Annotated in this window: 18 protein-coding genes; 10 read left to right on the forward strand and 8 right to left on the reverse strand. The window is 46.6% G+C overall.

Going from position 1 to position 18,918, the window contains the following annotated elements:
* Positions 1-264 precede the first annotated feature (264 nt).
* Complete coding sequence (locus QT974_RS00660; protein WP_333466618.1) at positions 265-2,748, reverse strand: BamA/TamA family outer membrane protein; 2,484 nt, start codon at positions 2,746-2,748, stop codon at positions 265-267.
* Between the two features lie 231 nt (positions 2,749-2,979).
* A complete protein-coding gene (gene purC, locus QT974_RS00665; protein WP_333466619.1) occupies positions 2,980-3,708 on the reverse strand; it encodes a phosphoribosylaminoimidazolesuccinocarboxamide synthase in 729 nt (242 codons plus the stop codon).
* A 362-nt stretch (positions 3,709-4,070) separates the two neighbouring features.
* On the opposite strand from purC, the gene QT974_RS00670 reads away from it, so the two are divergent.
* The 9 genes from QT974_RS00670 to QT974_RS00710 all read left to right on the forward strand — a co-directional run bounded on the left by QT974_RS00670 (position 4,071) and on the right by QT974_RS00710 (position 13,315).
* Positions 4,071-4,502, forward strand: coding sequence for a response regulator (locus QT974_RS00670; protein WP_333466620.1), 432 nt, complete (start codon positions 4,071-4,073; stop codon positions 4,500-4,502).
* A 121-nt stretch (positions 4,503-4,623) separates the two neighbouring features.
* The gene (locus QT974_RS00675) at positions 4,624-8,043 is read left to right on the forward strand and encodes a response regulator (protein ID WP_333466621.1); all 3,420 of its coding nucleotides are present in this window, start codon (positions 4,624-4,626) and stop codon (positions 8,041-8,043) included.
* 336 nt (positions 8,044-8,379) lie between these two features.
* Positions 8,380-10,728, forward strand: a complete 2,349-nt coding sequence (locus tag QT974_RS00680) for a DNA phosphorothioation-associated putative methyltransferase (RefSeq protein ID WP_333466622.1) — start codon at positions 8,380-8,382, stop codon at positions 10,726-10,728.
* Positions 10,729-10,788: 60 nt separating this feature from the next.
* Positions 10,789-11,190, forward strand: a complete 402-nt coding sequence (locus tag QT974_RS00685; protein WP_333466623.1) for a VOC family protein — start codon at positions 10,789-10,791, stop codon at positions 11,188-11,190.
* A 141-nt stretch (positions 11,191-11,331) separates the two neighbouring features.
* Positions 11,332-11,598: a BrnT family toxin gene (locus tag QT974_RS00690; RefSeq protein ID WP_333466624.1), complete on the forward strand. Its 267-nt coding sequence runs from the start codon at positions 11,332-11,334 to the stop codon at positions 11,596-11,598.
* A 2-nt stretch (positions 11,599-11,600) separates the two neighbouring features.
* Entirely contained in the window at positions 11,601-11,858 is a 258-nt protein-coding gene (locus QT974_RS00695; RefSeq protein ID WP_333466625.1) for a BrnA antitoxin family protein, read from the forward strand.
* Between the two features lie 56 nt (positions 11,859-11,914).
* On the forward strand, positions 11,915-12,154 hold the full coding sequence (locus QT974_RS00700) for a hypothetical protein (RefSeq protein WP_333466626.1): 240 nt from the start codon (positions 11,915-11,917) through the stop codon (positions 12,152-12,154).
* An 81-nt stretch (positions 12,155-12,235) separates the two neighbouring features.
* The gene (locus QT974_RS00705) at positions 12,236-12,841 is read left to right on the forward strand and encodes a transglutaminase-like domain-containing protein (RefSeq protein ID WP_333466627.1); all 606 of its coding nucleotides are present in this window, start codon (positions 12,236-12,238) and stop codon (positions 12,839-12,841) included.
* A 9-nt stretch (positions 12,842-12,850) separates the two neighbouring features.
* Entirely contained in the window at positions 12,851-13,315 is a 465-nt protein-coding gene (locus QT974_RS00710) for a DMT family transporter (RefSeq protein ID WP_333466628.1), read from the forward strand.
* 393 nt (positions 13,316-13,708) lie between these two features.
* On the opposite strand, the gene QT974_RS00715 is transcribed toward QT974_RS00710, so the two are convergent.
* From QT974_RS00715 to QT974_RS00730, 4 genes are all read right to left on the reverse strand, one after another.
* On the reverse strand, positions 13,709-14,881 hold the full coding sequence (locus tag QT974_RS00715) for a TRC40/GET3/ArsA family transport-energizing ATPase (protein ID WP_333466629.1): 1,173 nt from the start codon (positions 14,879-14,881) through the stop codon (positions 13,709-13,711).
* A gap of 229 nt (positions 14,882-15,110) precedes the next feature.
* On the reverse strand, positions 15,111-15,320 hold the full coding sequence (locus QT974_RS00720; protein WP_333466630.1) for an antitoxin: 210 nt from the start codon (positions 15,318-15,320) through the stop codon (positions 15,111-15,113).
* A gap of 76 nt (positions 15,321-15,396) precedes the next feature.
* Positions 15,397-15,609 carry a BrnT family toxin gene (locus QT974_RS00725; RefSeq protein WP_333466631.1) on the reverse strand — a complete coding sequence of 71 codons (213 nt, stop codon included), beginning with the start codon at positions 15,607-15,609 and terminating at the stop codon, positions 15,397-15,399.
* Positions 15,610-15,826: 217 nt separating this feature from the next.
* Positions 15,827-16,219 (reverse strand): DUF2358 domain-containing protein, encoded by a 393-nt coding sequence (locus tag QT974_RS00730; RefSeq protein WP_333466632.1) that lies wholly within the window; start codon positions 16,217-16,219, stop codon positions 15,827-15,829.
* A 137-nt stretch (positions 16,220-16,356) separates the two neighbouring features.
* Here QT974_RS00730 and QT974_RS00735 point away from each other — a divergent pair, with 137 nt between their 5' ends.
* Positions 16,357-16,971 carry a glutathione S-transferase N-terminal domain-containing protein gene (locus QT974_RS00735; protein ID WP_333466633.1) on the forward strand — a complete coding sequence of 205 codons (615 nt, stop codon included), beginning with the start codon at positions 16,357-16,359 and terminating at the stop codon, positions 16,969-16,971.
* 258 nt (positions 16,972-17,229) lie between these two features.
* Here QT974_RS00735 and QT974_RS00740 read toward each other — a convergent pair whose 3' ends face one another.
* The gene (locus QT974_RS00740) at positions 17,230-18,654 is read right to left on the reverse strand and encodes an NADP-dependent isocitrate dehydrogenase (RefSeq protein WP_333466634.1); all 1,425 of its coding nucleotides are present in this window, start codon (positions 18,652-18,654) and stop codon (positions 17,230-17,232) included.
* 42 nt (positions 18,655-18,696) lie between these two features.
* Positions 18,697-18,828 carry a hypothetical protein gene (locus QT974_RS00745; RefSeq protein WP_333466635.1) on the reverse strand — a complete coding sequence of 44 codons (132 nt, stop codon included), beginning with the start codon at positions 18,826-18,828 and terminating at the stop codon, positions 18,697-18,699.
* Positions 18,829-18,918 lie beyond the last annotated feature (90 nt).

The following is an 18,918-nucleotide window of genomic DNA, read 5'->3' on the forward strand; positions in this document are numbered from 1 at the left end:
GTCATTGGTCATTGGTCATTGGTCATTGGTCATTGGTCATTGGTCATTGGTCATTAGTCATCTTGCACCGATCGCGGATTGTGTGCCAGCCGAGTCGAGGAGAGCCGAAGCAAGTAGAAGTAGCTCTCGTCGAGGAGAGCCGAAGGTGGTGATTGGTCATCAGTTAAGCCTAAGGTGCGCAATTCCCGATTCCCGATTCCCAATTACCCTAACTAAATGACTGATGACAACTGTCAACGGTCAACTGACAACTGTCAACTGTAATTAGAATCGCTCACCAATCCCAAAGTGAATTTGATTGTTGCCGCTGTCGTTGATACCGTAATCGATGCGGATCGGGCCCAAGGGAGATTGAATCCGCACGCCGAGGCCGTAACCGTAACCGCTACCCGGCTTTTTCCGGATGCCTGCCGGGTCGCCCGGGACATCCTTGCCGGTGCCCAAGTCGGTGCCCGCATCCAAAAACAGGGCTCCGCCGATAAACGAAATAATCGGGAAACGGTACTCAACGCTGCCTTCTAGGAAGCTGCGGCCTGCTCCGACATCACCTTCGTTGTATCCCCGCACTGAGTTGGCGCCACCCAAGGCAAAAGCTTCGTAGGGAGGCAAATCACCGAATACGGTGCCGGCTTTAAAACTAAAGGCCAAGGTTTGGGGGCCGGGGGTAAAGTTGGTGTACTTGACTGGTAGGTAAAAGTTGTAACTGGCCCGCAGGCGGTTGAACAGGATGTTGCCGGAACCGACAGGAATTGATTGTTCCATGCCAAATCTGAGCAGGGAACCGCTAGTGGGGCGGACGGGGTCGTTGCGCCGATCGCGCACAGCACCTGCTTGCAGCGCTGTCAAGTCGTCGGTGCCAGAATTGCTAAAAGTTAACTGGTTGCCGAGTTCGTCCTCGGCTTCGCGCCTGCCTTTGCGATCGGTAGTTGAGACTCGTTGGTACTGCAAGCCGACTGAAGCTGTCCATTCAGAATCGGCAAAAGGATTGCGCGACAGGGGACGGGTAAAATTGATGCCGGCGCCGGTGCGGACGATGCGAGGTCGATCGCCATTTGGCAAAAAAACTTCCCGTTCGCCGCCGTCAAAAATCACGCTGATCGATCGCCTGCTAAAAGCGTTCACCGTATAAGAAGTGCGGTAAGGATCGCCCGCAATCCAAGGGTCAGTAAAACTCAGGTCAAACAGCGTTTGGCGTTCCCCGATTTGTACTTCAGCCCCCAATTTTTGGTTTCTACCGAACAAGTTTTGCTGCTGGTAACTCAGCGTACCGAACAAACCCGTTGCCGAACTCAAACCCGCACCTGCGGCCAGAGAACCAGTATTTTTTTCGATGACGTTGACAATTACCCTGGCCTTGCGGGGGTCAGTCGCTCCCGGTTCCAAGCCCAGGCGCACGTCTTCAAAAATCCCCAAACCAAATACCCGTCTCAAATCCCTTTCCGCCTTGGTGCGGTTAAAGATGTCTCCGGGCTTGAGTTGTACTTCGCGGGTGATGACATAGCGTCTGGTATTGCCTCCGATCGTCTGACCCGTCGCATCCGTGGCTTCTCCTTCCTTGTTCAGGAAACGGACATCAACCGATTCGATTTGGCCTTCTGCCACTACCAGGGTGACTGTGCCGTCATCTGCTACTTGGGGCGCATCAGTGATTTGACCCAAAACATAGCCGTTGTCTTGATACCAGGCATTAATTTTTTTCACTCCCTCCTCAAAGCGGCGGAGGTTGAGAATTTTGCCGTACTGATCGCGGAAGCTGTCGTCAATTACGCTTTGGGGCAGCACTTGCTGACCGGTGATTTTCACTCCCTGGAGCACCGGATTTGCCTGCACGATAAAAGTCACCCGCACGCCTAAGGGGGTGTCTTCCGGTACTGCGCGCACGTTTCTGAAAAAGCCCGTGGCAAAAATAGCATTGATATCTTGTTGCAGTTGGCTGCGGTTGGTCGTGCGTCCCGGTTGGGTGCTGATGACTCGGTAAATCTCGTTTTGCAGGTCTCCCGTCGCACCCGTAATAGTGACTTCGGCAACTAACACCTGCGGTTCTGCCGCCCCTGCTGGTGCCGGGGTTGGTCTCGGCTGCGGTGCTGCTGGGCCCGAGGGCAATGGGGGAACGCTGTTAGCTGGCGGTCTGGTGGGAGCCGGTCTGGTGGGAGCCGGTCTGGTGGGAGCCGGTCTGGTGGGAGCCGGTCTGGGGGTAACTTGGGCGTTTTGCGTGAGTTCTCCGGAGGCGTCCGGGGCCGGTCTGGGAGAAACTTGGAGGTTTTGCGCCCTGGGCCCTAATTCCTGCTGTTTGCGAGGCTCTATTGCAACCCAGGCGGGCGTTGCAGCGGCCCGCCTGGGGGGGAGGGGGCTGGCGAGTTGCGCGTCTGGCAGCACGTTTTGGATGCTAGAGGCGGGGGCTGGGTTGGAGGCTAGCTGAGATTCGAGTTGAACGGAGGCTGGCACAACCGGGGATGGCGGGTCTGTGACTCGGTTTGGGGGTTCGCGGTCGTCTTCTCCTCTACCGGGGGCGACCGCGATTGTTAGAGCTTCGGCTTTGCTGTTTTTAGCTGCTTTGCGATTTTGAGGAGAATTTGGGGTTAATTCTAGAATGGGACGATCGGGTAATTCGATCGACGGGGCGGGGGGAACGGCGGCCGCAGTCCCCTCTGTTGATTCAGAGTAGGATGTTTGACCACTGGCCGAATTTGATAGTCCGAAGGTTGCTGAGACAGTAAAAACTGCCACCAATACAGCAGATAAGCGCATTTTTGTTCACTCTTTTGGGCAATCGACACACACCACATTATTCGTCATTAGTCCTGCCGTCATTAGTCATTAAGTCCGTTGAATTTCGCGCTGACCGCTAATTGATGACTGTTGACCGCTGATTGCTGACATCGAAGTTTGACATACCTCAGGCCTAAAGGCATGAGGATTCTTTCATCACAGGGAGCGTTATCACTTTACCCCAAATTTTTGGTAGCGCATTTCAAGCCTCTATACTTTCTGAGCTAGAACCCGTTGCAGAACTTGTTGGTAAGCGGTTTCTACCGATCCCAAGTCGCGGCGGAATCGGTCTTTGTCCATCACGCGGGCGTCGGGGTCGGTTTCGGCGTTGTCCCAGAGGCGACAAGTGTCGGGACTGATTTCGTCTGCCAGAATCAGATTTTGATGTTGGTCGATGCCGAATTCTAGTTTGAAGTCTACCAGGGTGATGCCGCACTGGGTGAAAAATTCTTTGAGTATTTCGTTGATTTCGCGGGCGGCGATTTCTAGTTGGTCTACTTGTTCTGCGGTGGCTAGCTGCATTAACATCAGCCTGCCTTTTGTCAGCAGTGGGTCTCCCAAATCGTCGTTTTTGTAATAAAACTCCACCAGCGGCGGATTGATAATTGTACCGAGGGCGAGTCCGGTTTGCTTGCAAAGACTGCCGGCGGCAATGTTTCTGACGACGACTTCTAAGGGCAATATCCGGACGCGGCAGACTCGCATTTGATTGGGGGCGGGCGTGTCGATGAAGTGGGTGGGAATCCCTTTGGCTTCTAGCATCCGAAACAGGTGGGCTGATATGGCATTGTTGATTTCGCCTTTGCCGGCGATGCTGCCGCGTTTCTGGGCGTTAAAGGCGGTGGCGTCGTCCTTGAAGTGGGTCAGCAAAATTTCGCCCTCTTCGGTGGAGTAGAGGATTTTGGCTTTGCCTTCGTAGAGTTTGCGATCGGCTGACATGGCAATTAATAATTTAGATCAGTTTGAGATTTTACTGTAGCTCGATCGGACATTATACCATTCAAGCTTTTTAATCTCTAAAAAAATAATCTGCAATCGCGGATTCTGTATGGGTTTCGAGCTATCCTAGCAAACTTGGATTATTTTTTTGAACAGGTGTTATTTCCCAGTTATTGACGAGTTATCGGCCGCTCATACCCCCCCTTTCGAGTATGCCCCTAGATATATACTGCGATCGGCTGAGGCATAAATGATTCTTGACACAGCACAATAGAGTTAGACCTGCTGGGTTCGCGATCGGTGTTCAATCAAGCTCACCACACAGACTGGCGGTTAAAAAACATCTATAAAATGGCTGATTTATGGAAGACAAAAAAATTCATATCCTCTTGGTAGAAGATGATGAGGTGGATGTGATGAACGTCCAGCGAGCGTTCAAAAAAAATAACATCGTTAATCCCCTCTACATGGCTGCAAACGGATTAGAAGCTCTGGCTATATTGCGTGGAAAAAGTAAAATAGAGCCTGAAATGCCTCAAGCGCGCCGGTTGATTTTGCTAGACTTGAATATGCCCAGAATGAATGGGATCGAGTTTCTGCGAGAATTGCGGCTAGATGAAAGTTTGAGGTCTATTCCGGTGATCGTACTTACAACTTCTAATGAAGACAGAGATAAGGTAGAAGCTTATAATTTAAATGTAGCCGGTTATATTCTCAAGCCAGTTACTTTTTCTAATTTTGTAGAAGTTATGGCTACTCTCAACAGATACTGGATGCTGAGCGAAATTCCCTAAATGAGGGAAGATATAACCAAAAAAATTTTAAGGTTACTGTTGTAATTTATCGGCGGTTTATAGCTGGCAATTTCTTTTTGAATGACCCAAATTTGGCAGACAAATCAACAATTCGGTTGTTATGGACAAACTTACTAAAATTTTGATCGTTGATGACGATGAAGTAGATCGGATGGCGGTCAAGCGCGCGTTAAAATCCGCTGGGGTTTCGGTAGAAGTTATAGAAGCAGAAGACTGCGCTGATGCCCTGGCAAAACTATCTGTTACCCAAAAATTTACCCCGGGAGCACAACTCTCAAAACAAGATAAATCTCAAGATTTGAGCGAGGTTGACGGGCCGGAAAATTCGCTGGTATTAAATCAGATATTTGATTGCAAATTTGACTGTGTATTTCTAGACTACCGCTTGCCGGACGGAGACGGACTGACTTTGGTGCGAAATGTGCGGCAAGCCGGGATCAAAGTTCCCTTAATTGTTCTGACAGGTCAAGGTGACGAACAAATTGCTGTGGAATTAATGAAGGCGGGAGCTTCTGATTATATAGCCAAAAATAAGCTGTCCTCGGAGAGTTTGTCCCGGAGTTTGTTCAATGCCCTTCGCGTTTACCGTGCCGAAAGTCAGGCGTTTCAGACCAGCCAACAACTTAGGGAAAGCGAGGAACGCTACAGGTTAGTTTTAGAGGGAGTTAATGACGGAATTTGGGATTGGGATTTAAGTAAAGATGAGGTTTATTGGAACGATCGCCTTTTGGAAATTATCGGTTTGCCGCGACAGCAATTTGGCAGCACTATGGATGCTCTGTACAACCGCTTGCACCCAGATGACAAGGACAGTATCATCCGGGCGATCGCCAGTCACCTCGATCGAGAAATCGACTACAATGTAGAATTCCGCCTGCTGCACTCATCCGGTGCTTACCGCTACTGCACTTCCCAGGGCAAAGCTCAGCGAAACGCCCAAGGACAAGCGGTGCGGATGGCCGGCATGATTAGCGATATTACTGAACGCAAACAGGCGGAAGATGCCTTAGAAAGAGAACGGCAGCAACTGAAACAAATTGTTACCTGCGTGCCCGTAGCCATGGCAATGTTCGATACAGAAATGCGATATGTAGCCAACTCCCACAAATGGCTGACTCAATTTAATTTGGAGTGGCAGTCCCTGACCAACCTCAGTCATTACGAATTGTTTCCAGATACGCCGAATCGCTGGAAAATGATGTATCAAAAGGTGTTAAAGGGTGAAGTCATTTCTGTGAGCGAAGATGCTTGGCAACGAGCAGACGGCTCTGTTTTATTTTTGCGCTGGGCAGCTCACCCTTGGTACAATCCTGAGGGGAAAGTGGCGGGAATTGTGATGGTGGCAGACAAAATTAATGAGTTGGTGGAAGCGAGGGAAACTGCGCTGAAAGCCAGCCAGGTTAAGTCGCAATTTTTAGCGAACATGAGTCACGAAATTCGCACTCCGATGAATGGGGTTTTGGGGATGGCTCAATTGTTGCTGCGCGCTCCTTTGGAACCAAAACAGCGCGAGTGCGCTCAGACTATTTACCGCAGTGCCGAACATTTGCTAATCGTGATTAATGATATTCTCGATTTTTCTAAAATTGAAGCGGGAGAAATGCGGCTGGAAAAGGCAAATTTTGATTTGGATACTTGCCTAGAATCTGTGATAGAAATGGTGGCGCCTTTGGCCGAGGAAAAAAATCTAGAATTGGATTTTTTAATTGACAGTTCGGTACCGAAAGACTTGGTGGGCGACTCTAGCAGGTTGAAACAAATTTTGCTGAATTTGACTGGTAATGCGATCAAATTTACCGATCGCGGTCAAGTTTTAGTTCACGTGACCGTGAAACGGGGCAACCGATTGGCAGACGGCAGACAAGGAGAAAGTTTGCTATTTTCGGTGCGCGATACAGGTATTGGAATTTCACCGGAAGGGCAGACAAAACTGTTCCAATCTTTTTCTCAGGTAGACGATTCTCCAACTAGGGCTTACGGCGGCACTGGTTTGGGTTTGGCTATTTGCAAGCAGTTAGTTGAGATGATGGGAGGTTCGATTGGGGTGCGCAGTCTTGTTGATAGCGGTTCGACTTTTTGGTTTGCTGTACCTTTAGAAAAACAGTTGCAAGTTGAGCCGAAATCGCCGGAAATAGCGGGAAAGAAGCTATTAGTCGTGTCGGGAAGCGCTTTGAAGAGGGCGGCGGTACGATCGCTCGCTCAAAGTTGGGGCGCCCGCTGCTACGAAGCAGAAACTGTGGCTGCTGCTTTGACTTGGTTGCAAAATGCCGCAATTGGCATTTCGAGCCATTCCGAGTACAAGGAAAAATCCTGCGATGCGGTGCTGGTAGATTTGCAAATCCCGGATTTGGATGCTGGGGAATTTGCCAGAAAAGTGCGATCGACCTTGAGAGTTGGCTCCTTAATCGTCATGACTCCTTTGCGCGAACAGCCGAAAGCTGAAGCCCTTTGTTCTCAAGGTTTTAGCAGCTATTTAATCGAGCCTGTACGCCCGCACCGCCTGCACGAAGCTTTGCTGGCGGCGGTTAAGGGAACCGGAGATGTCGGCAGCTTCGATGCTGCAAATAATGGCAAATTACCAGCAGTTAATTCTCAATATGTTACTTCCCATTCGCCATCGTTAAAAATTTTGCTGGCGGAAGATCACCCGATCAACCAACAAGTGATTGTCGAACAGTTGGCAGTTTTAGGGTATGATGCTGACTGCGCCACCAACGGTCAAGAAGCCCTAGACTTGCTAGACCAAAAAAGCTACGATCTAGTGCTGATGGACTGTCAAATGCCCGTACTTGATGGTTACGAAACGGCGCAAAAGTTGAGAAAAATCGAAACAGGCGATCGGCATACTTTTGTAATTGCTTTAACAGCTCACGCTATGCCGGGGGAACGAGAAAAGTGTCTGGCGGCAGGAATGGACGATTATCTCAGCAAACCTGTCGATTTAGATGCTTTGGCGGCGGCGCTGAAAAAGTATGAAGCCAAAATTTTTTATTTAAAAAATAAGTACGGAGTGAAAAGTATTAATTTGGAAAACAACGATCGCAATTCTCAGTTAGCAACAAATCATACAGAAGCTCTGGAAAAAGCCCCTGTTGTGGCGGAGCCAGCAGCAAGATCGATCGCCCTTAAAACTTGGGAACACGGAGACTGCGACGGACTGTTCGACAAGAACAGATTGGAGCAACTCGGACGAGTTAATGTTAAATTGCCGGAGCGACTCTTGCAAGCATTCGTAGGAAACGCGCAAGCTGATGTGGATGCCGCTAAAATAGCAGCCGAAGCTCGAGATTGGCAAGCTGTCGAATATCAGGCTCACCGTCTCAAGGGAACCTCGGCAAATGTGGGGGTTGCTGAGATGTCGCAGTTAGCGGCACAATTAGAGCATCAAGCGCGAGGATTTCAATCTAAAACATCAGCTTCGGGATTGTCAACTATTGAGGGGGTAGAGAATATATTAGTGAGTTTGTCCAGTCATTTAGCCCGAGTTCAAAAATTTGTAGAAACTCGAATGTTTGGTTAATATTTAATTTTTTAGATGCGTCGGCGATTATAGTCACAGATTAAAATCGCCCCTATACCAAAGATGTCCGAGCGAGCGAGGGACTCAAGAAAATAAGGTAATTTTAACTGCACCGTCTAATTATCTTCAACCCACGGAGGCACGTGCAAGTCTGTACAGACGCGGTTGAAACCGCGGGCGTCTTCTTCGATCTCAAGTTAGTTATTGTAGTTATTGTAGGGCGCGTCAGGGCGGATTTTTTTGACAAGAGACGAAGAATATTCTCCCAGACGCACCCTACGGCTCTGTGTCCTATGTATTATCTGCGGTTACTTTAAAAAGTCGATTAGTTTAGCCATGACTGACGATACCGATACAAAAACTATTTCACATAGCGAACCATTAGAAAATAATGGAGAAATTGTAACGCCTTTGATGGCTTTTAGTCGGGAAGTTTGGCTGTATGAAAATAATGCTATGGCTGGGGAAACTTCTGTAAATGCTGTGCCGTGTCCGCCCGATGAAATCAATAATCTTTCTGTGGACACTCTGGTGGAAAAAGTAGCTAAATGCTGTGTAAAAAGCGAAGCGGGAAAAAAATTACCGATCGCTTTTTACGTTCACATTTCCGCTTTACCAACACTCAATCCTATCCTGGGAATCTACGAAAATTGTGCGAGACGCTATCTCGAAAATATTGAGGAAGCAACTTTAGTTAAATTTTCGCTCCAGCAACCTAAAATCTCTTATCTTTTTTATCCAGATTTCGACACAGACGCTCACCCTGCTTTGCAAACTAGCATCCAAATTAATCTGGAAACGGGGGAAGCTAAATATTTTGATTACAGCCACAGCCAAAATCCCCCAGTTTTGCACCGCAAAGAAACTTTTGTGACACCGGATTATCCCCATTACGAAAAGTTTGCTCGACTCACTCACTCCGAGGAAAAGTGGGGACTGCTTGACAATACTAGCGTCATCGGAACTCGTGACGGTTGGCTCAAATATTTGGGATATTGCGGTGTGGAAATCCAAGATCATGCTGTTGTCGAGCGTTTGAAACAGGAGAATAGCGAGTTATCAATTCCCAAGATTGAGCGGCACAAAGCTGCGATGGTGCGCAACTCTATTTCTAAACCTGTGCGCCTGGTTTGGGAATCGGATTTGTTTGTTGATGGGATGACTTTTTTTGATTACGGTTGCGGTTACGGTGGGGATGTTAAATGTATTGCCCAAGAGGGTTATGTTGCTGCGGGTTGGGACCCGTATTATCAGCCGGATACTCCCAGAAATTGTGCGGATATTGTGAATATTGGTTATGTAATTAATGTGATTGAATCTTTGGCGGAACGCCGGGAAGCTTTGCTAAATGCTTGGGAATTAACTAAGAATTTATTGGTGGTGGCGGCTCAGGTTTTGATTGATGATGGCGATAGAGGTCAAATTGCTTATGGGGATGGAGTGATTACTTCTCGGAATACTTTTCAGAAGTATTACGAACAGGAAGAGTTGAAGGTTTATATTGACCAAGTTTTGAATGTTGATGCGATTCCTGTGGCTTTGGGAATCTATTTTGTGTTTCGGGATGCGGCCTGCGGTGAGAGTTTTCGGGCTTCTCGGTTTCGATCGCACTTAGCGACTCCCAGAGTGCGATCGCAAGTCAAGCGTTTTGAGGATTATCAGGAAATGTTAGCACCTTTGATGGCTTTTGTGAGCGATCGCGGCCGCCTTCCTGTCAAAGGCGAATTAGCTGAAGAATCGCCAATTAAGGAGGAATTTCACAGTTTCAATCGCGCTTGGAGGGTGATTTTGCAAGCAACGGATGCGGATGATTGGGAGACAATCGCCGACAAGCGCCGCCAGGATTTGCTAGTATATCTCGCTCTCAACGGTTTGGGCGATCGACCTTCGATGCGGCGGCTTCCGGCTCAAATCCGCAATGACATCAAGGGTTTGTTTGACAGTTATCACAGGGCTTGCACTTTGGCAGATTTAATGCTGTACAGCCTGAGCAAACCGGATATTGTGGCGGACTGTTGCGAGGATAGTGCGATCGGCTACAAACAGCACGGTTCCCTTTCAGTTCATGCCTCATTTTTAGAAGAACTCGACCCTTTGCTGCGCCTCTACGAAGGCTGCGCCAACCGCACAATAGGCAGGCTAGACGGCGCGACAATCATCAAATTTCATGCTCGCAAACCTCAGATTTCCTATTTATTTTATCCCGATTTTGACACTAATCCGCATCCAGCCCTGCACAAGGCTATGCACATACATTTGGGCGACCTTTCTGTCAGCTATCAAGATTATTCCGATTCGTACAACCCGCCGCTTTTGGTGAGAAAAGAAACTTTTGTGACGCCGAGTTATCCTCATTACGAAAAGTTTGCCAAACTCACCCGCCAAGAGGAAAAGTTAGGGATTCTTGATAATAGTGCAGTTAGGAAGTATCGGGAATGGGTGCAGTGTTTGGAGGACAATTGCGTTAAAATCAAGGGTCATAAGTTGTTTTGGCGATCGAATGCTGACCCGAAAAAGTTGAAAATCCTGCAAAAAGCTGCGTCGGAACGTCGCCACAAAAAGATTGAGGTTAATGCAGGAAAGATTGAAGGAACCGCAGAGGGCGCAGAGAGCACAGAGGAGGGAAAAAAGGTTCAGATTGAAGCAGTTGAGAGTGGTACTGTTACGATTGAGACATTTAATTAGAGCGGGGCGATCGAGTAAGGCTTGGTCTAAGACTCAGGTAAACAAGAGAGGATTTCGGTGATGTTTAGTCACGTGACAGTAGGATGCCGGGACATTGAGAAGGCTGTGGCCTTCTATGACGCGATACTTGGTCCAGTTGATTTGAAGCGACGTGTCGTCACGCCCGACGGTGGTCCTCCGGTGGCGTGTTGGGTTGAACCAGATCGTACATTGCCGAGGTTCTACGTTTATATGCCGTTTAACCAGAAGCCCGCAACAGCAGGTAACGGCAGCATGGTCGCGTTCTCCGCCCCTTCCATTGCAGCGGTTGACGCAGCCTATGCCGCAGGCATTGATGCAGGTGGCACGGATGAAGGAGCCCCCGGCCCACGATCTCACTACGGTATTGGCTACTACGGCGCATATCTCCGCGATCCTGACGGCAACAAGGTTCACGTCGTCTATCGTGGGGATTTGCTCTAATAACGAAAGTCACTGTCTTATGAATGCAGACACTATGAACAATATCTGTATGACGGTATTCTGTGGTCATTGGTAGCGCAACCACAGGTGACAAGTGTTTTCGTCCTGGTAATATATAAAAATGTGCATACTATAATTGAGATGGCTTATCAATGGAATCGAGAGAAAGCAGCAGCCAATCTTCATAAACACGGTATCGACTTTGCTGATGCAGTATCGGTTTTCTCAGATGATCTGGCAATTACAATTCCAGATGAGCGTTTTGATGAAGAACGATTCGTCACGATTGGCATGGATGGCTTTGCCAGGGTTTTGGTTGTTGTTTACACATTGCGGGGTGATGAAATTCGACTTATTTCTGCCCGCAAAGCGACTAGGCAAGAGCGACAGCAGTACGAGGAGGAATAGTCATGGAAACAGAGTATGATTTTAGTCAGGGTAAGCGAAAGGCGATCGATCCAACATTACCTGGGAAAACTCGGATCGCAATCTGGTTAGATGATGAGGTTTTAGCGTGGTTTCGCGAACAAGTTCATTTAGCAGATGGAGGGAATTACCAAGCCTTGATTAATCAAGCGTTGCGTCAATATATCCAGCAGAGTTCTGAGCCTTTGGAAGAAACTTTGCGAAGAGTTGTACGAGAAGAACTTCAGCGTATTGAAAAGTGAAGTGCTTGCAGAGGGCTAACACGACACGGTATCTCCAGGGCGAAAGTCACTGTCTTATGAACGCAGACGCTATGAACAATACCTCAAAAACCGACTGGGCTAGAATCGACGCAATCAGCGATGAAGAGCTCGATACTTCCGATATTCCACCACTATCGGAGGAGTTCTTTACTAGAGCGCAATTACGAATGCCTCAGTCGGCTATTACTATGCCAGTTCAAGTCGATCCTGAAACATTTGCTTGGTTTCAAGCACAAGGAGAAAGTGCAGGGGCAGCAAATGTCTGTAGCACTTAGGATTTATGCAGATGCACACAAAACCTATCCTGCATTCGTACCAAAGCCAGCATAGTGAGAGCAGTACGAGCAAGAATAGTCATGGAAATGGAAGAATACTTAAAAGTGAGTGAAGTTATTGATTGGCAACATCCCGAAATCATGGAATGTGCTAAACAAATCGCATCGAGACATGAGACACCAAGTGCGATCGCCCAAGCGTGTTTTGAGTGGGTTCGAGATCAAATTCATCACAGTTATGACTATCAAATGAGTCCTGTTACCTGTCGAGCTTCCGATGTTCTTCAACACAAAACAGGTTATTGTTATGCGAAAAGTCACTTGTTAGCAGCGTTACTAAGAGCAAATGAAATTCCAGCAGGTCTTTGTTACCAGCGGTTGAGTATTGACGGTAAAGGTGCGCCCTACTGTTTGCATGGGTTGAATGCTATCCATTTGCCTGCAATTGGTTGGTATCGGGTTGATGCCAGAGGTAATAAAGAAGCAGTCAACGCTCAATTCACTCCACCTCAAGAACAGTTAGCGTTTAAGATTCAGTTTCCAGAAGAGGCAGATTTTCCAGCCATATTATCAGAGCCGCTTCCAGTGGTTATAGAAGCATTGCAAGGACAGAATACATGGGATGATATGCTTCGCAATCTCCCAGACATTTCGTTCGAGTTCATGAAGAGTTATGGTTTGTGGTGATACACGATTATGATAAACATCACATACGCTACTCGAATCATCCTTTTTCTTCTGGTCGGCCTCGGCGGAGCGGGACTCACAATCCAGATGGCTTGGAATGCGCGTTTGCGATCGTCAACTGGCTCTCCGGTTCTCACTACGATGATCTCAGTGTTCGTAACTCTGCTTTCACTCGCTCTAGTTTGGGCCAGCGGAGCGACTAATCGCGGCTCCATCCCCGCATTTAATTCTCTTCCACAATGGGCCTGGTTCGGTGGGGTTTTGGCGGCATACTATCTTGTTGCGTCATTGATCGCAATCCCGAAATTAGGTGTGACGGTCGTTTTTTCATTGGTGATTTGTGGACAGATGATTGCAGCACTCGTCTTGGATTCTACTGGCGCATTTGGTGTTACTCAAATTTCCCTCAGCGCGTCTCGTGTCTTGGGAACTGCATTATTGCTGATTGGAGTAATCCTGATTCAAAAACAGTGAGAACGGCTAATTTAGAAGTGTCGAGTTAGTTAGTCCTGCGGCAAATATTCCATCGCCAGAATTGCAAGCTGTACTTGATACCAAACAAATCAAGCTAAGTATTGGAGAAGATTATTGCATCCAGCTTGGGTTTGATGGAGAAGTACAGGGGAAAGAGATAGATTTGCGAGCGGGATTACCACTGATTTTAAGTTCGTAGTAGATTTTAATTAAAACTCTGATTATTAGAGCATATTCCAGGTTCATAAAGTACAGTATAAACCTTAATTGTGTGGTTTTTGGTAGGGTGCGTCGCTTCCTATATCTGCAATTTTTATCCCAGATATAAGAAGCGACGCACCTTACTTGTAGCGCCAGATTATCTGTACCACATATACATGGAATATGCTGTAATTAAGCAAACTTAATCTTCAAATAATCATCCTCCATCTTCGCCCCCGAAGGTTGCAGTGCAGCTAAAGCTTGCGGCAAAACCATATTGCGGCGGTGATTCCCAATCCGAACATTTAACTCATCTCCAGTTTTAGTCAACTGAATCTGATCCTTAGCAATTCCCGGCAAATACAGTTCTAAAACATATTGATTGTTGTCCTGAACAATCCTAATCGTATTTTCTGTGTAATAAACCTTGCTGGGATCTTCATCTTTATAAAGCGTTTCTTTCAAGCGCTCCAAAGCTGGTAAACCACACATTTCCTCGGAATAAAGCGGCACTTCCTTCACTGGTAGCGGCCGGAAATTTTCGTGAATTTCCTGACGATACTGTTCCTGGCTTTCTTTCCAACGCTTGAAAAAGGGATCGGTTACTTCTTCGGGAATAATCCGATTGGCTACGATTAAATCTGTGGCAACATTGTACAAACTCAAATAAGCGTGGGCGCGCAAAGACTCTTTAATTACCATTTTTTCGGGATTAGTAATTAACCTGACCGAAGTCACAGTATTATCAGTTAAAATCTTTTCCAAAGCTTCGATTTGTTCGTAAAATTCATAAGGTGCATCCATCACCTCTTTGTTCGGCAAAGAAAAGCCCGCAATTGGTCTAAAAATCGGTTCAACTAAAGGTCTGAGGGCGGCTGATATGCCTTGCAATGGCTTGTAAAATTTTCTCATGTACCAGCCGCCAACTTCTGGCAAACTTAGGAGCCGCAATGCTGTGCCGGTGGGAGCAGAATCGATAATTAAAACATCATAGATTCCCTCGTCGTAATGCCGCTTCATCCGCACCAAACCAAAGATTTCGTCCATTCCCGGCAAAATGGCTAGTTCTTCAGCTTGTACGCCCTCAAGTCCCTGCGCTCTCAAAACCTCACTAATGTAGCGTTTGACAGCTCCCCAGTTGCCTTCTAATTCCCTGAGAGCGTCTAATTCTGCTCCCCACAAATTCGGTTTTACGAGTCGGGGATCGTGTCCGAGTTCCATGTCGAAGCTGTCGGCCAAGGAGTGGGCGGGATCTGTACTCAGCACTAGGGTTTTGTATCCCAATTCGGCGCATCGCAGCCCTGTGGCGGCGGCTACGGAGGTTTTACCCACCCCGCCTTTTCCGGTCATTAATATTAAGCGCATTGATTGTTTAGCTCGTTTGAAAGTTCTTTACTCCTATATTGTAACGTTATGTAACGGAGATTAATTTAGTGGGGGAATCAATTTGGGCGATCGCGCCTAGTAGAAAGCTGATTTCCTGTGAAGCACTAAATTGGTGCGATGTCAATAGATGAGTTGAGTTAAAAGGGCGATCGCATTGTAGCTATAGTTAAAAAATCAGTGAGTGCAATTGTCTTTGGTTTATCCTAGGCTAATTCAGAGATAATTTTCGCTTAGAAACAACGCAATCTTGCAAATAAAAATTAATTAGTTCCTGAGAAGATATACCTTTTTCTTCAGCCATCGTTTCAAAATATTCAATCACATCAATTCCTAGAGAAATCGTGATCTGTTTTTTTAACTGTTTGGCAAAAGGATTAGGTCTTTTTTTCATTTTTGAAAGATCGTATTCTGGTTCCATTGTTTTATCTCCTATATTCTTTACTTTCATTTTTAGTAGGTTTTCTTGCAGATATAATTCTAATGATAGAATCTTCTTATCGAAAACAATGAACTACAAGTAATATTCTCATCTTAGAGCTTATACCCAGAAGTAAAAAACGTTCTTCTTCTTGGGAGTGATCTTCGTCCCAAAATTGAAGGGCATAATCATCAAAGAAAACTGATTCAGCTTCTTCAAAAGAAATGCCATGCTTTTGTTGATTAATTTTATTTTTTTGCTCATCCCACTGAAAGGTTATTTTATTCATTCTGCCAAAAGGTCATTCAATCTTTATCCTTAGTCATTAAATCATCTTTGGGGATTTTGACAATAGCCATATATTTATCCTCCTATTTGTTCGGGTAATAATTTAATTTATAGTTCAACTTCCTTTCTACTCCACACTTCCCTATTATACATCATCCATGACCGATCGCACTACCGAACAAATTGATTTTGATTTAATCGTTTGGAGTGTCGGCAATTCAAACATTAGTCTGGACTGGAAATACCAATTGTTTGAGCACATCCAACCGCGAACAGTTCCAGTAATCGATGTGGGAAACGATTAAATTATCGCTGTTGACTTTCAGTTCGCTCCTACCCGCGATCGCCATTTGCGGCCGCCAAGGTAACGGTGCTTTCCAACTCAGCGTCCACCGAGTTTCTATCGTATCTCCCGACTGCGAAATCCCGTGCAAATCTAGATTTACATCCTGAAAAAAAGTCCCCATAAACCCGATCATTTGGCGGTAGCGATCGACTCCGGTAAATCGATTCACCGGGTCTTCAAAATATACGTCTTTTGCGTAAATGTTGTAAGTCTGATTTTCGGGAAATCTTTGATAGTCGTCTTTGAGAATTTCAATAATGTCCATTGCGGGCGATCGTCATGCTTCTATTATTATCACCTAATTTTAACACGAGCGATTAAAAATCCGCAATTTTCTGCCAAATTGTGATAAAATGTGCGTTTATTTACTGCCTTCCCAACTTTCAACATAACATCACAAGTATGATCGACCTCTACACTTTTACCACGCCCAACGGCCGCAAAGTCTCTATCATGCTCGAAGAAATAGGTTTACCCTACAACGTGCACGTCATAGACATCACAAAAAACGACCAATTTAGCCCAGAATTCATCGCCATCAACCCCAACAGCAAAATACCAGCGATAGTCGATCGGGATAACGGCATCACCGTCTTCGAGTCCGGCGCTATCCTGATCTATCTAGCCGAAAAAGCAGGTCAATTTCTGCCCACAGACAAAGCAGAATACTTTCAAGTGATGGAGTGGCTGATGTTTCAAATGGGCAGCGTCGGGCCAATGTTCGGTCAGCTCAACCACTTCAGGCGCTTTGCACCGGAACAAATTCCCTATGCAATTCAACGCTACGAAAAAGAAACTTTGCGACTCTACGGAGTATTAGATTCTCAACTAGCAAAACACGAATATATATGTGGCGACTATTCAATTGCCGATATCGCGACTTATCCGTGGGTGGCTATTTATGAATTTCAAGGATTAACCCTCGACAACCATCCCCACCTCAAACGTTGGGTAGAAACCTTGAAAAAGCGTCCCGCCGTTGAGCGCGGTATGGCTGTTCCAGCTATAGAAAAATAGCACTTTTTTGTGGCGGGTTCGCGTGCCTACCCCACAGTAATCTGATGATTTTGGGCTGGCTCGCGTGCCAGCCCAAAATCAACTTTACTCGGTGCATCTCAGTTTTACATTTGTAGTAGTGCTGTCTCGCTCGGGTGCTTTACAAAGCACGCGATCGGGGACAGCACTGTAAAAAAAAATATTTTTGCGAAAATGAGATGCTCCCATTCAGTCTTTGTGGAACGGGCACGCGAGCCCGTTCTACAAAATCCCTACAACTTAATCAGCAAAGTGCTTAATAATCGCCTCAGCAAACTCCGAACACTTGAGTTCCGGCACCGGAGGCTCCATCAACCTTGCCAAATCGTAGGTAACTTCACCATTAGAAATTGCAGCGCCCAAACCCTTCTTAATCAAATCTGCGGCTTCCTGCCATCCCATATATTCTAACATCATCACCCCAGACAAAATCAGGGAACCGGGATTAACTCGATCGAGTCCGGCGTGTTTGGGTGCAGTGCCGTGAGTCGCCTCAAAAACAGCAGATTCATCACCAATATTCGCACCGGGGCCCATGCCCAATCCGCCGACAATTGCTGCGGCTGCATCTGACAAATAATCGCCGTTTAAATTCATCGTTGCCAAAATCGAATATTCGGCTGGTCGAGTTTGAATTTGCTGGAAAATACTATCAGCAATCCGGTCATTGACCATAATTTTTTCTTTCCACTTCCCGCTACCGTGACTTTCCCAAATTGCGGACAAAACATCGGCAACTTCTTTACAAATTACGGCTTGTTTTTCGGGTGTCAAAGCGTCGTAGCCCGGATCTATTTGGCGGGCATTGTCTTCTAGGCTAATCTCGGGATTGTGTTCTTTGTTGCCGAGAATCCAGGACTCTCTTTCTGTTACGCAATCAGCGCGAAATTCGGTGGTTGCTAACTCGTAACCCCAATCTCGGAAGCCTCCTTCGGTGTATTTCATGATGTTGCCTTTGTGCACCAAGGTTACTTGCTGCTTGTCTTTTGGCAACCGCAAAGCGTGGGTAATTGCCCGCCGTACTAAACGCTGAGAACCGCTTTTGCTAATTGGTTTAATGCCGATCGCAGAATCGAGGCGTATTTGTTTTTTGCCGTGTTCTGGCGTTGCGGGAATTAACTCATTGTTGAGGTATTCAATTAGTTTGTTACAGATTTCGCTGCCTTGTTTCCATTCAATTCCCAGGTAAATATCTTCTGTATTTTCCCGGTAAATAATTACGTCTAGGAGTTCGGGAGTTTTGTGCAGCGATGGGGTTCCATCATAATATTTGCAGGGACGGACGCAGGCGTAAAGGTCAAAGATTTGCCGCAAAGCGACGTTTAGCGATCGAATTCCGCCACCGATTGGGGTTGTCAGCGGGCCTTTGATGGCGACGCCGTACTCTTTGATGGCGTCTAGGGAATCTTGGGGCAAATATTGGTAAGTACCGTAGACATCGCAGGCTTCGTCGCCTACGTAAATTTTGAACCAGTTAATTTTCCGCTGGCCGCCGTAAGCCTTTTCTACGGCAGTATCCATGACTTTCTGGGATGCCGGCCAGAGGTCTACACCCGTACCGTCGCCGCGTATGAAGGGGATAATTGGGTCGTTGGGGACGATCGGCAAACCGTCAGAGAAAGTAATTTTAGAACCAGTTGTCGGGGCTACAATCTTTTCGTACATATCTTAACAGTGCGGATAGCAATGTTCCCTATTGTGCCACGATTATACCAGAAGGAAGAAGGAAGAAGGAAAAAGGCAGAAGCGATCGGCTGCCTGTCGCTGTGCTAATCTGGCGATCGCCAATTTAAAACTAAATTCAAAAAAGTAGTAAAAATAGCAGAAGTTTCTTTTCATTATGTATATCTATTTTTTGCTCCTACTTTTTGGGACATCGTGGAAGCGAGTCACAATGATGATTGTTTTTTAACCGCAGATGATAGCAGA

This window comes from Microcoleus sp. BM001215392 (assembly GCF_036700185.1).
In the GTDB taxonomy this organism is placed as follows: domain Bacteria; phylum Cyanobacteriota; class Cyanobacteriia; order Cyanobacteriales; family Microcoleaceae; genus Microcoleus.

Coding starts and splice junctions, on each gene's coding strand:
- QT974_RS00740 (WP_333466634.1), bottom strand. CDS start 18,654: ATGTACGAAAAGATTGTAGCCCCGACAACTGGTTCTAAAATTACTTTC.
- QT974_RS00730 (WP_333466632.1), bottom strand. CDS start 16,219: ATGGACATTATTGAAATTCTCAAAGACGACTATCAAAGATTTCCCGAA.
- QT974_RS00725 (WP_333466631.1), bottom strand. CDS start 15,609: ATGAATAAAATAACCTTTCAGTGGGATGAGCAAAAAAATAAAATTAAT.
- QT974_RS00675 (WP_333466621.1), top strand. CDS start 4,624: ATGGACAAACTTACTAAAATTTTGATCGTTGATGACGATGAAGTAGAT.
- QT974_RS00660 (WP_333466618.1), bottom strand. CDS start 2,748: ATGCGCTTATCTGCTGTATTGGTGGCAGTTTTTACTGTCTCAGCAACC.
- QT974_RS00685 (WP_333466623.1), top strand. CDS start 10,789: ATGTTTAGTCACGTGACAGTAGGATGCCGGGACATTGAGAAGGCTGTG.
- QT974_RS00705 (WP_333466627.1), top strand. CDS start 12,236: ATGGAAATGGAAGAATACTTAAAAGTGAGTGAAGTTATTGATTGGCAA.
- QT974_RS00720 (WP_333466630.1), bottom strand. CDS start 15,320: ATGGAACCAGAATACGATCTTTCAAAAATGAAAAAAAGACCTAATCCT.
- QT974_RS00690 (WP_333466624.1), top strand. CDS start 11,332: ATGGCTTATCAATGGAATCGAGAGAAAGCAGCAGCCAATCTTCATAAA.
- QT974_RS00670 (WP_333466620.1), top strand. CDS start 4,071: ATGGAAGACAAAAAAATTCATATCCTCTTGGTAGAAGATGATGAGGTG.
- QT974_RS00700 (WP_333466626.1), top strand. CDS start 11,915: ATGAACGCAGACGCTATGAACAATACCTCAAAAACCGACTGGGCTAGA.
- QT974_RS00735 (WP_333466633.1), top strand. CDS start 16,357: ATGATCGACCTCTACACTTTTACCACGCCCAACGGCCGCAAAGTCTCT.
- QT974_RS00715 (WP_333466629.1), bottom strand. CDS start 14,881: ATGCGCTTAATATTAATGACCGGAAAAGGCGGGGTGGGTAAAACCTCC.
- QT974_RS00695 (WP_333466625.1), top strand. CDS start 11,601: ATGGAAACAGAGTATGATTTTAGTCAGGGTAAGCGAAAGGCGATCGAT.
- QT974_RS00680 (WP_333466622.1), top strand. CDS start 8,380: ATGACTGACGATACCGATACAAAAACTATTTCACATAGCGAACCATTA.
- purC (WP_333466619.1), bottom strand. CDS start 3,708: ATGTCAGCCGATCGCAAACTCTACGAAGGCAAAGCCAAAATCCTCTAC.
- QT974_RS00710 (WP_333466628.1), top strand. CDS start 12,851: ATGATAAACATCACATACGCTACTCGAATCATCCTTTTTCTTCTGGTC.
- QT974_RS00745 (WP_333466635.1), bottom strand. CDS start 18,828: ATGAAAAGAAACTTCTGCTATTTTTACTACTTTTTTGAATTTAGTTTT.